The organism is Cedecea sp. NFIX57 (genome assembly GCF_900177785.1).
Classification (GTDB): Bacteria; Pseudomonadota; Gammaproteobacteria; order Enterobacterales; family Enterobacteriaceae; genus Cedecea; species Cedecea neteri_C.
This window is the reverse complement of the sequence record NZ_FXAS01000057.1, coordinates 1-11979: the sequence shown is the minus strand read 5'-3', so window position 1 is coordinate 11979 and position 11979 is coordinate 1. Positions and strand designations below refer to the sequence as shown.

Below are 11979 nucleotides of genomic sequence, written 5' to 3'. Positions count from 1 at the left end.
CAGTGATTTCATGGATAGCGTCCACCATATTTAGTGTCCACTATACTCTCAGGAATTTCAGATTCTGCCAGACGGCATTGAGTTGACGCTTACTGTGTTGAAGCTTTGCCGCCGCCTGATGACATCTCAATCTCCGGAAATAAAAAAGCCACCATGAGGTGGCCTGTTAGCTAATCGACTCTTGCCAGTCCATATTGTTTGTCGTGTCTATCCCGAGGGATATCACGTTACTTCCTACCACCATTTCGCCCAAGAGAATTGGAACTGGCCGCCCCTGGCCTATTCGGTTCTCTGCACTAGTAAATGAGTTGTTTGTGATGCTGTCAGTCTGCGCCGCCTCTGCAGAGGTCTTTGTTCTTAGGTTGTGTGAGCTGTAGAGTGAGTAAGCAATAGAAAGCACGGATATGATTATCGCCCCAACAACAGCGCCTTCAACTACAGGAACGAACAAAACCTCACTTCCATCTTTGAGACGCCTGTCCATGTGCCACTGTGCTGATGAGCTTTCAACATCTTCACCGGCGATCCTTAATCTCATATTTGAGCTAAGGAATGCTTTCTTAAACTCATGGCTTTGAGCGAGTAGAAGCCGGATGCCTTGCGCTGGTGTATCTACGTTTAGCTCGACTTTGCGGAAATGTCGGCGTAGATGGCCTGCAAATTTAAAGATGAGCACTGTTCATGCCTCCATATCGAATGTGTCTGTTTAATGAATGCCGGGCGCATCGGCTCTCGTCTGCTGAGATGTCCTGTGTGGTCGTGATGAAGCACCATATTGTTATTCAGAAGAATCATTGCGTGGCATGGATCGGCACCATCGAATGGCTGCCGGATAATTACATCGCCAGGCTGGGCTAATTCAGTGGATACCCGGTGAAATCCGTTAACGGGCATGTTTTTGAGGTACAGATTTTCTCCGCGCAACCACCACCCGCCGCTTCGCTCAAAATCAGGAAGGTTAATGCCGCACAGGTGATAGGCATCCCGGAACAGGCTATAGCAGTCCATCACGCCATGCTCGAATCTGCGCCCCAGAAGGAATGGCACTGGTCTGAACTTATGTAGCTTTCCACTGCTGGCAAGCCACCACGGAAGCCCGGTAGCAATTTGCATCTTCCGGTCAGCACCTGACAGGCCTGGATGATTCTGAGGGTGGGAGTGAAAAACTGCAGTAATCTCACCCACCTCTTCAGCAGCCAGCCAGTCATCATCACTGATGCGGAACTGGTTATGTGGCTCTGGATGTGCGTTACGACAGCGAAATAGTCGATCTCCGTCGATGATCAGCCCGCACACTTCATCCTGCGACGTTGCCGCATAGTCGATACACTCTTGCATCAGGAAACCTTCTGAGAGCCAGGGAAGCTGCTGATTGGCATTGGTTCGGGGAGCTTGAATCGCATCCTGCAACCAGAGCGACGATGGGAGCATCTGTCACGATTTGGATCGGCTGTTGGATTGTCTCGCTCATCTGCTACCGGCGGCCCGTCATAACGACAGCCTTCACCGCGGTAAACCCATTGGCACACATCAGCCAGTATTGTCCGCGCTGGGATAATGGCGTTATCGCAGTCAACAGGAGTAGCCAGGGAGTAAGTAACCTGCTCAAATGTTTCCTCGGTCATCTCTTCCACGATGTAACGGGAGACAGCCTCTTTGGTAGGATCTGCATCCGGGTTACCATTCGGAAAGTTAACTGCGTCAAGATGCTTAACTGGCACCTGACGGCGGGTAATGACAACTCCGAGCATGTCGTCAAAGTCGCTGTTAATGCCGGTAATAAGTCCAGAAACGTTTGCCACCGCCATCATTGGCCGTGCATACGTCCCTTCATTCTTCATCTCAAAGCCTTCTACTGCTATCGGGTAAGCCGTATATGCCCGGCCCTTCCAGATAACATCCGTGTAGAAGCCGTTAGTGCTGGAGTGGAATCTAACAACGTCGCCGCCATAAGGCTGTAGGTCTGCCTCAAACAGGTCGATAAACGCGCCAACGCCAGCGTCAACGCTCTCAATAATTAATTCTGCTGGTATGTCGCGCACGGATAACTCCCATTAAAAAAGCCACCCGGAGGTGGCTACTGATCGAATATCAGGATGTGATATATCCTGTTTGATGGTTAAGGTTGAGGCTCAGCCCGTCCATGTGAGGGCATGGACGCACACAGTAATGAGGGATGGCTGATTACCTCTGGAATAAGGAAAGCGTATGAGTAATGTAAAAAACATCCAAAATCTCATGATTGGTGTTGATGGTCGCAGCCTTGAAACCTTGAGTCATGAATTGGTTGCAATGAAGATAACGATAGGTTTGTTATTTCAAAAATTACCCGCACACGAAAAAGATAACCTCATCAAGTCACTAAAAGCTCATGACAATGAGTATTTAGGTGAGATGGCTGGCGCTTTGGAGCAGTTCAAGATTTAGCAGCGTAAACATTGAATTCTTTTGCGCGAAAGATTACTGAATCTTTTCTGGCGGCCTGGTTATGGGCCGCATTCAAAATACCGCCAGCACGACGCGCATTTGCAATCACCTCATTAGTAGTCTTTTTCACTATTTCCCTCACTGCTTCAACTTCTTGCTGCTGAATATTCATCTTACCCATAAAATCTTCCAGTGCTTCAACACGCTCTTCTAAAGTCATAACTATCTCCCGCCTTTCGGCTTATTGTGGCACTTGTTCAAATGTGGCCGTGAGTTCGTAGTGCGGTCCGGTCTTTGTGGTGCTCCACGACCGGCACACAAACAGCCGCTGCACTTCGGTGTCTGATGGAGTCCAGTAGAACGCCTCCACCGACATTCTGGCTTTCAGGAAGGCATCGACAGCCTTAGCGATGTTAGCTCTACCGCACAGGCCGTCAGTCCCCTTAAATGTCAGCGAGTAGCTATCCATCAAAGGGTTAATACCTTTTACCTGCCGCTGCTCATAACCGTCGCCCAGCTTAACCACCGCAACGTTTGGCTGCCTGCTGACGGTGTAGCCTCGCTCAGGATTCCAGGTGAATATCTCAGGCATGATTACCCTCATTTTTTGTAATATGCGGCCAATGATATAATCTACTTTCTATCTCTAAATTCTTAGGAGGCACTAAATGTCCATTCAAAATGAGTCACTTCTTACCGCAATGGCAGTGAAAACTGTTCTAAGTTATGTAATTGCTGTCCTTAATGAAGATCAACAGCAGATTCTCAAAAAACTCACTGAAAAAAGCACAATGAATTTCGATGAGCTAGCTAGCGATACAGTTTCAAAAGAAGAAATAAGAGAAGCAGCAAATTATGTGAATGATATGATAAGAGAGATAGTGAAAACTGGTCTTGGCGAAGAGTGATAATTAAGCGGCATTATGCCGCTTTACTATTTTCTTGGTGCCAGAATACCTCCAGGTCTTCTACTCTGGTCGACCAGAATTTTCATCATATCGTTATTCCATACTTTACGGAGTCTTGATATATCCTCTTCACCAACTCCGCCAGTAGTATTTATGGTTAGATTCATTACCGGGTTGAATGATGCCCCCCCACCACCGCCGCCCTGCATATCCTTATTGCTGATCACCTTTCCATTATCGCCAGGTATCATGTACTGCCTGCCAGAGCTAGCCTGGTAAATCTCAGGCATGCCACCCTCGCCTACTCGATACATTTCCCCGGCAGATACTGGACCACCGTTCTTACGGGCTCCAGCGACCGCCATTACTTTGGCTGCCAGTAGCGAACCGGCATATGCCGTTTGGCCTACAGCCGCCGCCGTTCCGTAAGTGGCTATTGATGCGCTCATTGCTGCCGGTGCCCATGCCGCCGCCGCAGCTGTAGCTTGGGCTGTTGTTGCAGCCAGAGATGCCGCTGCAGCCGCCTGACCCATCACCTGAGCCTTCACCCACTCGATACCCATCTGGACGAAACTACTTATGACGCTGTTCAGGATGGTTGTGCCGATGTTGGCGAAAGCTTCCTGCAGGCTTTGAGTGCCGTTGATAAGCCCAGTAAGAGCACTGGACGCGCCACTTTGAAGCCCATCAAGAGAGGCGGCAAGTAGCTCGTTTGATTGGCTCTGGTTGCGGAAAATTTCCCATTGAGCCTCAAGGCGCTGCTGCTCGTATTGCCACTGATGCCTGTTGCGTGGCTACAGCCAGTCGCTCTTTTGCCGCCGCTGCTGCATTATCAGCAGCAACAATATTACGCTGTATCGCTGCATACTCTGCCTGGTAAGACACAGCCAAGCCGTATTGTTTATTTATTGCCGCCTGGGTTGCCAACTGACGGGCTTTGGCTTGCTCAGAAGCAATAATTGCCTGAGAGTTCCTTATCTCAGCTTCTGCGCTGGCAATAGTGGCTTTTGCAGTGTTGTATTCAGCGGTTTGCTGCTTAATTGTTGCCGCCACTCCTGATAGCTTGGCTTGCGTTGCCAGCGTAAGCGCACCTACATAACGACTCCCCATAATTGCGGCTGCGCCAGTTAGTGCGATACCGAGAATATTGATATTCTCGCTGATGCTGACAATGGCAGAATTGAAGGTTGCAACCCCAGACTTCACTGTCGCATTTTCACCAAAAAACTTGGTGATGTTATTACCGGCAACTTCTAATGCCTGGCTAATCGTAGTGGTAGTGTTAGCGAACTCTCTTCCTATTGAATCGCCCTGAGAAAGAAGCCCCTTAACTATCACATCGGTCGTTAGCTTACCTTGAGATGCTAGTTGCCTCATTTGACCAACGGTGACACCCATAGAATCAGCAAGCGCAACAATTAGCCTGTTCCCCTGTTCGTTAACAGAGTTGAATTCCTGCCCCCTCAACGCACCAGCGGCAAGGCCTTGCGATAGCTGAATTACAGCCCCTTCAGCCTCTGATGCTGTAGCTCCGGAAACAATAAATCCCTGATTAATTATTTTTGTTAATTTTGCAATGTCATCAGCACTGGTCCCGTAGGATCTGGTTGCTCTTTCTAGTCTAGAATATAGCGTCGCAGTGCCTTCAAGGCTGCTCCTGGTCTGCTGCGTAATGCTAAACACTCTCTCAGTGACATCAACCAAATCCTGACTTGGCCTGATCGCATTTGAGAGCTTGTTATTCAATGTTGTCCATGCATCTGCATAATGCGCGACCTGCTGGACAGAAAGAATAGCTGCAAGAGATGCCGCTACACGGCTAAGGCCAGAGAAAGATGAAGTGGCGGAAGATGCAGCGCGGCTTGTTCTATCTAAACCATTTGACAGGCCTGTGGTCGAGTTTCCGAGTGAGTCCAACCCACCCTTTGCTCTCTTGACAGAATCCATCAGGCCCTTCGTTTCAAGGTCTACCTCGTAATAAATACCGCCTAAATCCTGAGCCATACTTTTCTCCTGGCAATAAAAAACCCCGCATGAGCGAGGTTTTTTGTAAGAATTATTTTTCAAATATGGTTGTCATAAATAAGATCTAAGACTGTTTTGGCTTGTGGTAAATATTTCACATCAAGATTTTCATCGATCGTTCTTTCGTATGGCCACCTTGTATAGCGGGTGGATATTGAACTGTGCTTGTCAATTGAATCAACTATACTAACTGAATCACTAGATGAAAAAACACCACCTTCGCCAGATGCAATAGGCTTGCCCTTGCCGATTCTTACGTAGGCAAGAGTGCCAGGAAAGTGCTCGCCACCAACAAGTACACGGTAGCCTGATTTATCCCTGAAAAGATAAAAGCTTTTGTGACTTACGTAACATGTCACCTCGTCAGTCATTGCATCGGTCTTACATGCTGAGTTCCAAGCACCTTTGTCATTATAATCTTTGCCTATAGTGCCTGACGCGTCTGAGTGATAAATGTTAACCCTCACTCCTTCGATATTAAATTCTTCTGATACGTGTAGTACAGGTGTTTTAATATCATCCGTCTTTGCCCATAGATCACACGTTATCTTGCTATCTGGCCGCAATTTTTTTTCTTTTAAGGATGACGGGATAAACTCTAAGCCTTCACGCCCTGTCGTTGAGTAAGAACTGTCTTCGTAAAGATCACACCCAATATTTCTTGTTTCAGAAAATCCTTGTAGCCACTTAACATCCTTTGGTTTCATTTTTTCACTGCTCATTGCCAGCGCAGGTAAAAATGAAGCACACAAACACAACAACCAGAATTTTCTCACATCCCTATCCCCATAGATAAAAGTTCGGAGTAATCCTAGCATTGGATTGACCAGAAATCAGCAGGAACAAAAAACCGGCTCTGTGGCCGGTCTTGATGAGATAGGTAAGAAATCAGGACTTTTCTTTTAGCGCCTTCATGCTTTCTTGCATAAGTGACAGCGCCCTGTTTATCCTTCTTTCATAATCTTCTTCTGAAATTTCTTCTTCGCCAATTTCTTCTTCCAGCTCCTCAAAAGAGTAATGCCCTTGCCCCTCTGATTCTTTGAAGAAGTAGTACTCAGCTACGCAAGCTTCAATCATTCTAACAAGCTCAGAGTTAACTGACCGATGATTTTCTGCGGCTATCTCGTGAACTTTGTCTTTAAGTTCTTGCGGAAGTCTAAGGTTTATCTGCGGTTCTCTTTTACTCACGGCAAGCACTCCTAAAATGTCATGTTGACATGGTAGCCAATTGCTATTACCTTTTCAAGAGTGGTAGCAAAACACTACCATAAAATGCGAAGCCCCAGCGGTTGCACCCACTGAGGCCTCTATTTGTCCCCATCCACGCAAGGATAAAAGACATGACTAATGTAGCAAAAATCGCAGCGCCAATCACGCAAGCCTCCGCAATTTCTGATGTTAGTATTCCCGCCGTTTTTTACGCCAACACCCCAGTTGTAACTAGCGGAATGCTCTCTGTGTTTTACGGAACCGATGTTGCCAACATAAAAAAGAACTACTCACGTAATTCATCTCGCTTCATTGAAGGAAAACATTATTTCCTTATTCAAGGTGATGAATTAAAAGACTTTAAGAACTCAGTGACTGAAAGTCACCAAGTTGATAAGCGCACCCCAAAGCTCACATTATGGACTGAGCGCGGTGCAGCCCGTCACGCCAAGATGCTCGAAACTGATCAGGCATGGGAAGTTTTCGAACAGCTAGAGGATTGCTATTTCAGCGCTAAAGAAGAGGTCGCCGAACAGCAGAAAAAACCGAAACAGCGCAAATCATCATCTGACGAACGCACACCACTCCGCCAATACGTCGAGAAGATGATCGCCAACAAGTCAGGAATGAAGTACCCGGCAATCTGGAAGTTGGTGCATGACCGGTTCGACGTTCAGCACATCAACCAGTTATCATCCAGCGAATCACTTGAGGCTGTCGAGTTTCTGAAGTCTATCGAAGGAGAATTCCTCGGCAAGCAGGAGGCGCTTCCAAAGCTCGACACGCCACAGTTCAACGACACCGAGTTAATGCGATTCGTTAACCTGTTTCTGTGGATGCAACGCGCTCGAGATTTGAGCTATAAGATTTACCCATCACTAAGGGATATGGAATCTCGCCTTGCCGGTGACTTCTGGGACTTAAGCCGGGACACTACTTACGTGATAAGCATGTGCTACCAAGCTCTCGCAAGAGAAACAGCGCATATCAAGCCGGGTTCTGTTCCAGGATTCCGCATTGAAGAGATGATGCGCCGGCTTCACAGCTAAACAGCGATGGTGCAAGGACGCGCCAGAAAGCAAAAACCCACCGGGTGGTGGGTTTTGAGCACTGCTAACTATTCACTAAGCCGCTTTAGGGCAAAACTTATCGATGAACTCTTGCTTTACCTGAATATCAAAGTCGGTGAAAAGAGCCACAGGCTTTACGCCTCTCCCTTGTTTTTCAAGTCGGACAAAGCCTCGAGAGCTAAGGGTCTTCAGGGTAACGGATAGATTACTTTTCTGCCGACCACACATATCAGCAAGCTCAGTAATGGTTTCTGGCTTTTGATCTTCCATAAGCCTTAGCAGCTCAATGTTTTCGTTGCTTAGTACCTGAGCGAGTGCGTTTACAGATGTAAACCACACCTTAGGTTCTCCCGGCTCAGGTTTGTACTCGCCTTTAACTATAGCAAGCATCCTTTGACGGATGTGCTCTTCAGGCATCACACCAATAAGAGCTTTCATATTTTTAACCTCGGTTTTCTCGTTGCGCTATAACTTCGTCAATTTTACTGAAAAAATCTGCTATCAACTGATTGGCAGAAACAAACTCGTATGGATACCCCTTATCGTGAGGGGTTCGATGTATGTGGTCATAGACAAGCCTTCCGGAGTAACACCCCTTCTTGGGCATTTTTATTCCATGGGCGTTATCCATTCCAAAGACGCGAGTGTTGTATTTATCGTGCAAAGTTAAACTATAACGTATCCCATGAGGCATGAAGGATGTTGCCTTGACCTCCCACACCTCAACCTTCCACCAATAACCATCATCTCGATAAACTGTTGAGCCATGCAGTGAAAGTAAATAGTCTAAACCCTCATCTCTTTCCATAGGTGCTTCCATGAATGTTATGAGCTAATCATAACCACAACCACCAGGATGTCAACTCGACCTCATAAAATTAGCACCCAATGACTACGACGCCCTATCCAGCTTCCGCTGCTTTTTCGCGAAATAGTCATCAACAACGGTGTCGTACTCTTCTTTAGTGAAGCCTTTCTGCTCAGGGTATTTGGTGTTCAGAAGTAGTTGGAATTCTGTCATTGTCAGCTTCATGGCCTCGTCTTTCGAGATGCCAAAGTGTGACCGGGCGGCGTTGATGTACTCGATAGCGTGAAACTCTCTCGTCATCTGCCCTGATTCGTTGCGCTGCAGCTTGCGTACTTTAGCCTTGCCGATGATGCCGTGCGTGATAAGTGAGCTGGCTATCATCACCATCTCTTCAAACGACATAGCGCCGGGCATCCAGATTAGTTCACCGGGGCGGCTGCGACTCGGCACCATTGAGCCAGTCAGCGACGAGCAGTCATCAGCCCTTCAACTTGCTTAATCTGGGAATCGATGGCCTCTCTCTGCCTCTCGTCAATCTGACGCTGAATCTTCACTGTGTTGATGTCGATTACGCTCACTGTGATGCCTCCATAAGCTCTGTAATTACCGGTAATTCCCCGTCAATCTCGTGCATCACAAGCCACAGCATTCCTCCCTTGTGTCGCTGACAGCGCTTAATCCGCATGTCGTCAATCTGGCCGTCATCCAGCCAGAAGCCCGCACTGGTGAGTGCGTCAAAAACGGCTTTGGGTAGATTGTCCAAATCGCGTTTGCGGTTGTCGGGCGGTGCTGCGTGGATGGTGATTCTGATGCGGGGTGTGATGTTGATATCTAACTTTGCTGCCTGGATGATTTCGATTACTTCTTTTCGGTACCGCTTGCCCCAGTCGCTGATAAAGTGCCTCCCTCGGGAGTGACGCCAGTAGCGATTGTTGCTGGGCGGCCAGGGTAGTTTCAGATGATAGGCATTCATGCTTTCAGCTTGCCCTCCGATAACAGTGCCGCCTGAGTGCGTATAATGCCCTCCAGATGCAGCGTGTGAGCATATTCAGCATCAACGGTACGGTTGCGTCGGTCTATCGCATCGTGACAAGCTGAGCAACACCACGCGCCAAACAAGTCATCAGCTTTCATGCCCACACCGGTTAATCCAGCCATCCGAAGATGAGCGAGAATTACCGTTTCACTGTTGCCGTTGCACACGCCCGGAATACGCACCATGCATTCACGGCCGCGCGCTTCTTTTCGGAGGTTAGCCATGCGTCAACTCCTTCTCATGCTCGCCTTCGTGGCTGAAGTCTTCTCCGTCGATGGGCATTAGTTGCTCTCTTGAGAAAAGGCCAAAACCATCTTCCTCTTTAACATCCGAACCAGAGTGAAAGTCACCAGTGCAAATATAAGCACCAGGATGCAGCGTAAATCTATACAACCCTGTTGCCGGGCTCTTAAAGAGACCTCTTCCGTCAGCCCTTCCATAAATCTCAACCACCCTTCCTACTAATGACGGATCTGTGTATGCCTTGATGATTATTGCCAGGCCTCCAACTCTTAAGCTACTCATCTCTCTTCACTCCCTTCTTCCCGGTTTCAATGTACGCATCACTCGCGCACTCGTCGCAGCAATGGATTTCGTCATCATCAAGCACCCTTGCACAACCAGCACATAGACCTGCTGCTGTGTTGCTGTTGCGTTCGTATGATGTGGTTTCAGAAGTGTTCAACATTCTCTGCATCCTTCATTTTGAGAAAGACGACCATTGCAGCGCGGAGGGGGTTTCTGTCGCTATGTTGATGCACAGGATCGCTCTCAAACTGCCAGTCTCCATCGAATAGCTTAAATTTCCCGAAAGCATCCCAACTTCCATCACCTTTGTCTTTCATCAGCCCGATTTCGCTTTCAATCACAATGGGCCAGCCGTCTGAAATGTCATTGCATGGGTTAAACACGCCCCGCTCTATTTCAACCTCAACAACGTTCCCGTCAACAATGTCTCCCTCAAAAGACAAGAGAACCATTGCGCCATTCTCACCCTCTTTGAAGTCTGGCGAGCCGCCGTGAAGAGCCTCAAATACTGCGGCGTTGATTTGAAAATCGCTCATCTGTGAATAGTCGGTCATGCTGATTTCCTCGATTTAACCCGCAACCAGCGCTTTGACAGAAGCGGCCATATCGGGTCGTAAGTTTTGATTTCGGATGGGAGTAATTCAGGCTTGCGTTTACTGCGGGTTCTGACTTTAAAAATGGCATTCTCCATTACGGAAACTATGCTGCTTTTCCGCTGGCGCATATTCCCTCCTCAGAAGTAGCTCTGTAGTTGGTTGAGTATCTGCTGGTCTTTCGTACCGGCGAATACGTGTTTAATGGCGGCGTTAATCATCGACTTGTAACAGCGCTCGAACTCGTCAGCGTCCATGTTGGCGTATGCTAGGCTCTTGGCCTCCGTCCTGATATCACCATTAAGCCTCATCGTTTGCTCATAGAATCCCGCCAGGATGGTTAAGTCCTTCCTGAATCGGTCAAACTGAGTGGCTTCATCTGCGTTAGCGAGAGGCGTCCTTTCGGCGCTCCAGTGCGCAAAGCAGAAGTTGAAGAAGGCGAACATCTTTCGGTGAAATGCCGGCCGGCGGGTTAGCTTTATCTCGGCGGTGTAGGTTTCGCCGTTCTTGAATCGCTGGAGTCTTTCGAGGTCTGTTTCATGTGCTGGAGAGAATACGCCGCCTGGGTGTTTATCGCCTCATGTTCGCCTGTCTCTTCGGCAGCGATTAACTAAACATCAAATCAACCAGGTCGCCATGTGCGGCCTTTTTTTATGCTCATAAGAGGCCTAAGACATGGCAGATTGTAAGACCGATAACACAAAACTCTTTGGCCGCGCCGTCATTCTGGAAGTGGCTGACGGTTGCGCCGATGCGGTGCCTACGGAGGCAGATTTCAAGCTGCTGATGCCTGGCACATCCAAGACGTTCGATATGTCCCCGAACACAACCACATCATCCGCTGATGACACGAAAGGCTGGGTTGAGAATATCGTAACCTCTAACGACCTGACGCTCTCCTTCGAAGGTGAGGTGCGTGTAAACGACCGTTCTGATCAGTACGGCGTCTACAAGTACATCAAGTACTACGTCACTGAGGTAAATGCCGGTCGCCAGCCGACGCTGTGGGTTCGCATGACCTTCGGCCAGATTCAGATTCAGGGTTACATGGTTATCACCGCGCTGAGCAATGACGGTGGCACAGATGACATCGTTACCCTGTCCACCGAATTCAAGGTGGCTGATGGATCTACCGTACAGGTGACTGACGTTGCTGATGACGTTCCGGTGACCGGCGTTAGTATCCGGCTTCAGACTGCTGACTAACCCCACTGTTTTTTGGTGGGGTTCTCTTTTTGAGCGACCGAAGGTCGCGATCGCGATATTTTTTCTCTCACCCTGCCAGCGTTTTCAGCCACAGCCTCCGGGCCACATATCCCCTCATGAAGGCCGTCACCATGCTAAAAAGCCAGCAAAGATGCGCCAGCAGCGCCAT

Annotated in this window: 19 protein-coding genes and 2 pseudogenes; 4 read left to right on the top strand and 17 right to left on the bottom strand. The window is 48.4% G+C overall.

What is annotated here, in order from left to right; translation table 11 throughout:
* Positions 1 to 166: 166 nt before the first annotated feature.
* Genes B9Y90_RS24575 through B9Y90_RS24565 form a run of 3 tightly spaced genes read right to left on the bottom strand, consistent with a single transcriptional unit; the run spans position 167 to position 2042 of the window.
* A complete protein-coding gene (locus tag B9Y90_RS24575) occupies positions 167 to 676 on the bottom strand; it encodes a tail assembly protein (protein ID WP_085542946.1) in 510 nt (169 codons plus the stop codon).
* Positions 619 to 1338, bottom strand: a complete 720-nt coding sequence (locus tag B9Y90_RS24570) for a C40 family peptidase (RefSeq protein WP_085542945.1) — start codon at positions 1336 to 1338, stop codon at positions 619 to 621. Before B9Y90_RS24570 ends, B9Y90_RS24575 begins: the two co-directional genes overlap by 58 nt.
* Positions 1338 to 2042 (bottom strand): phage minor tail protein L, encoded by a 705-nt coding sequence (locus B9Y90_RS24565; protein ID WP_085542944.1) that lies wholly within the window; start codon positions 2040 to 2042, stop codon positions 1338 to 1340. Before B9Y90_RS24565 ends, B9Y90_RS24570 begins: the two co-directional genes overlap by 1 nt.
* A 166-nt stretch (positions 2043 to 2208) precedes the next feature.
* On the opposite strand from B9Y90_RS24565, the gene B9Y90_RS24560 reads away from it, so the two are divergent.
* On the top strand, positions 2209 to 2427 hold the full coding sequence (locus tag B9Y90_RS24560; protein WP_085542943.1) for a hypothetical protein: 219 nt from the start codon (positions 2209 to 2211) through the stop codon (positions 2425 to 2427).
* On the opposite strand, the gene B9Y90_RS24555 is transcribed toward B9Y90_RS24560, so the two are convergent.
* Both B9Y90_RS24555 and B9Y90_RS24550 read right to left on the bottom strand, forming a co-directional pair.
* Positions 2417 to 2647 (bottom strand): hypothetical protein, encoded by a 231-nt coding sequence (locus B9Y90_RS24555; protein WP_085542942.1) that lies wholly within the window; start codon positions 2645 to 2647, stop codon positions 2417 to 2419. The genes B9Y90_RS24560 and B9Y90_RS24555 overlap by 11 nt on opposite strands.
* A 21-nt stretch (positions 2648 to 2668) precedes the next feature.
* Positions 2669 to 3019, bottom strand: a complete 351-nt coding sequence (locus B9Y90_RS24550; protein WP_085542941.1) for a phage tail protein — start codon at positions 3017 to 3019, stop codon at positions 2669 to 2671.
* Between the two features lie 76 nt (positions 3020 to 3095).
* Between B9Y90_RS24550 and B9Y90_RS24545 the strand changes: the two genes are divergently transcribed.
* Positions 3096 to 3335 carry a hypothetical protein gene (locus tag B9Y90_RS24545; protein ID WP_085542940.1) on the top strand — a complete coding sequence of 80 codons (240 nt, stop codon included), beginning with the start codon at positions 3096 to 3098 and terminating at the stop codon, positions 3333 to 3335.
* Between the two features lie 278 nt (positions 3336 to 3613).
* Here the strand turns inward: B9Y90_RS24545 and B9Y90_RS24540 are convergent.
* From B9Y90_RS24540 to B9Y90_RS24530, 3 genes and pseudogenes are all read right to left on the bottom strand, one after another.
* Positions 3614 to 5339 (bottom strand): annotated as a pseudogene (locus B9Y90_RS24540) (hypothetical protein); the annotation flags it as partial.
* Between the two features lie 59 nt (positions 5340 to 5398).
* A complete protein-coding gene (locus B9Y90_RS24535) occupies positions 5399 to 6136 on the bottom strand; it encodes a hypothetical protein (protein WP_085542947.1) in 738 nt (245 codons plus the stop codon).
* Positions 6137 to 6248: 112 nt separating this feature from the next.
* A complete protein-coding gene (locus B9Y90_RS24530; RefSeq protein ID WP_139827492.1) occupies positions 6249 to 6548 on the bottom strand; it encodes an Arc family DNA-binding protein in 300 nt (99 codons plus the stop codon).
* A 152-nt stretch (positions 6549 to 6700) separates the two neighbouring features.
* On the opposite strand from B9Y90_RS24530, the gene B9Y90_RS24525 reads away from it, so the two are divergent.
* On the top strand, positions 6701 to 7618 hold the full coding sequence (locus tag B9Y90_RS24525; RefSeq protein ID WP_085542938.1) for an ORF6N domain-containing protein: 918 nt from the start codon (positions 6701 to 6703) through the stop codon (positions 7616 to 7618).
* Between the two features lie 75 nt (positions 7619 to 7693).
* Here the strand turns inward: B9Y90_RS24525 and B9Y90_RS24520 are convergent, their stop codons facing one another.
* The 9 genes and pseudogenes from B9Y90_RS24520 to B9Y90_RS24480 all read right to left on the bottom strand — a co-directional run.
* The gene (locus tag B9Y90_RS24520; protein ID WP_085542937.1) at positions 7694 to 8077 is read right to left on the bottom strand and encodes an HVO_A0114 family putative DNA-binding protein; all 384 of its coding nucleotides are present in this window, start codon (positions 8075 to 8077) and stop codon (positions 7694 to 7696) included.
* Positions 8078 to 8081: 4 nt separating this feature from the next.
* Positions 8082 to 8447 (bottom strand): toxin-antitoxin system TumE family protein, encoded by a 366-nt coding sequence (locus B9Y90_RS24515; RefSeq protein ID WP_085542936.1) that lies wholly within the window; start codon positions 8445 to 8447, stop codon positions 8082 to 8084.
* 84 nt (positions 8448 to 8531) lie between these two features.
* Entirely contained in the window at positions 8532 to 8900 is a 369-nt protein-coding gene (locus tag B9Y90_RS24510; RefSeq protein WP_176227921.1) for a DUF6246 family protein, read from the bottom strand.
* A gap of 121 nt (positions 8901 to 9021) precedes the next feature.
* Entirely contained in the window at positions 9022 to 9420 is a 399-nt protein-coding gene (gene rusA, locus B9Y90_RS24505) for a crossover junction endodeoxyribonuclease RusA (RefSeq protein ID WP_085542935.1), read from the bottom strand.
* The gene (locus B9Y90_RS24500; protein WP_085542934.1) at positions 9417 to 9707 is read right to left on the bottom strand and encodes a DUF1364 domain-containing protein; all 291 of its coding nucleotides are present in this window, start codon (positions 9705 to 9707) and stop codon (positions 9417 to 9419) included. The genes rusA and B9Y90_RS24500 overlap by 4 nt, the downstream gene beginning before the upstream one ends.
* Complete coding sequence (locus tag B9Y90_RS24495; protein ID WP_085542933.1) at positions 9700 to 10008, bottom strand: hypothetical protein; 309 nt, start codon at positions 10006 to 10008, stop codon at positions 9700 to 9702. Before B9Y90_RS24495 ends, B9Y90_RS24500 begins: the two co-directional genes overlap by 8 nt.
* A gap of 146 nt (positions 10009 to 10154) precedes the next feature.
* Positions 10155 to 10565, bottom strand: a complete 411-nt coding sequence (locus B9Y90_RS24485; RefSeq protein ID WP_085542931.1) for a phage protein NinX family protein — start codon at positions 10563 to 10565, stop codon at positions 10155 to 10157.
* Entirely contained in the window at positions 10562 to 10702 is a 141-nt protein-coding gene (locus tag B9Y90_RS27625) for a hypothetical protein (RefSeq protein ID WP_369678990.1), read from the bottom strand. The genes B9Y90_RS24485 and B9Y90_RS27625 overlap by 4 nt, the downstream gene beginning before the upstream one ends.
* A gap of 42 nt (positions 10703 to 10744) precedes the next feature.
* A pseudogene (locus B9Y90_RS24480) lies at positions 10745 to 11176 on the bottom strand (DUF1367 family protein); the annotation flags it as partial.
* A gap of 103 nt (positions 11177 to 11279) precedes the next feature.
* Between B9Y90_RS24480 and B9Y90_RS24475 the strand changes: the two are divergent.
* Entirely contained in the window at positions 11280 to 11810 is a 531-nt protein-coding gene (locus B9Y90_RS24475) for a phage tail tube protein (protein WP_085542930.1), read from the top strand.
* Positions 11811 to 11979: the final 169 nt, after the last annotated feature.

Bases quoted from the DNA above. Each gene is read 5' to 3' on its own strand.
- B9Y90_RS24570 (WP_085542945.1), bottom strand. From the start codon at position 1,338: ATGCAAGAGTGTATCGACTATGCGGCAACGTCGCAGGATGAAGTGTGC.
- B9Y90_RS24515 (WP_085542936.1), bottom strand. From the start codon at position 8,447: ATGGAAAGAGATGAGGGTTTAGACTATTTACTTTCACTGCATGGCTCA.
- B9Y90_RS24500 (WP_085542934.1), bottom strand. From the start codon at position 9,707: ATGGCTAACCTCCGAAAAGAAGCGCGCGGCCGTGAATGCATGGTGCGT.
- B9Y90_RS24555 (WP_085542942.1), bottom strand. From the start codon at position 2,647: ATGACTTTAGAAGAGCGTGTTGAAGCACTGGAAGATTTTATGGGTAAG.
- B9Y90_RS24560 (WP_085542943.1), top strand. From the start codon at position 2,209: ATGAGTAATGTAAAAAACATCCAAAATCTCATGATTGGTGTTGATGGT.
- B9Y90_RS24475 (WP_085542930.1), top strand. From the start codon at position 11,280: ATGGCAGATTGTAAGACCGATAACACAAAACTCTTTGGCCGCGCCGTC.
- B9Y90_RS27625 (WP_369678990.1), bottom strand. From the start codon at position 10,702: ATGGAGAATGCCATTTTTAAAGTCAGAACCCGCAGTAAACGCAAGCCT.
- B9Y90_RS24485 (WP_085542931.1), bottom strand. From the start codon at position 10,565: ATGACCGACTATTCACAGATGAGCGATTTTCAAATCAACGCCGCAGTA.
- B9Y90_RS24545 (WP_085542940.1), top strand. From the start codon at position 3,096: ATGTCCATTCAAAATGAGTCACTTCTTACCGCAATGGCAGTGAAAACT.
- B9Y90_RS24495 (WP_085542933.1), bottom strand. From the start codon at position 10,008: ATGAGTAGCTTAAGAGTTGGAGGCCTGGCAATAATCATCAAGGCATAC.
- B9Y90_RS24550 (WP_085542941.1), bottom strand. From the start codon at position 3,019: ATGCCTGAGATATTCACCTGGAATCCTGAGCGAGGCTACACCGTCAGC.
- rusA (WP_085542935.1), bottom strand. From the start codon at position 9,420: ATGAATGCCTATCATCTGAAACTACCCTGGCCGCCCAGCAACAATCGC.
- B9Y90_RS24520 (WP_085542937.1), bottom strand. From the start codon at position 8,077: ATGAAAGCTCTTATTGGTGTGATGCCTGAAGAGCACATCCGTCAAAGG.
- B9Y90_RS24525 (WP_085542938.1), top strand. From the start codon at position 6,701: ATGACTAATGTAGCAAAAATCGCAGCGCCAATCACGCAAGCCTCCGCA.
- B9Y90_RS24510 (WP_176227921.1), bottom strand. From the start codon at position 8,900: ATGGTGCCGAGTCGCAGCCGCCCCGGTGAACTAATCTGGATGCCCGGC.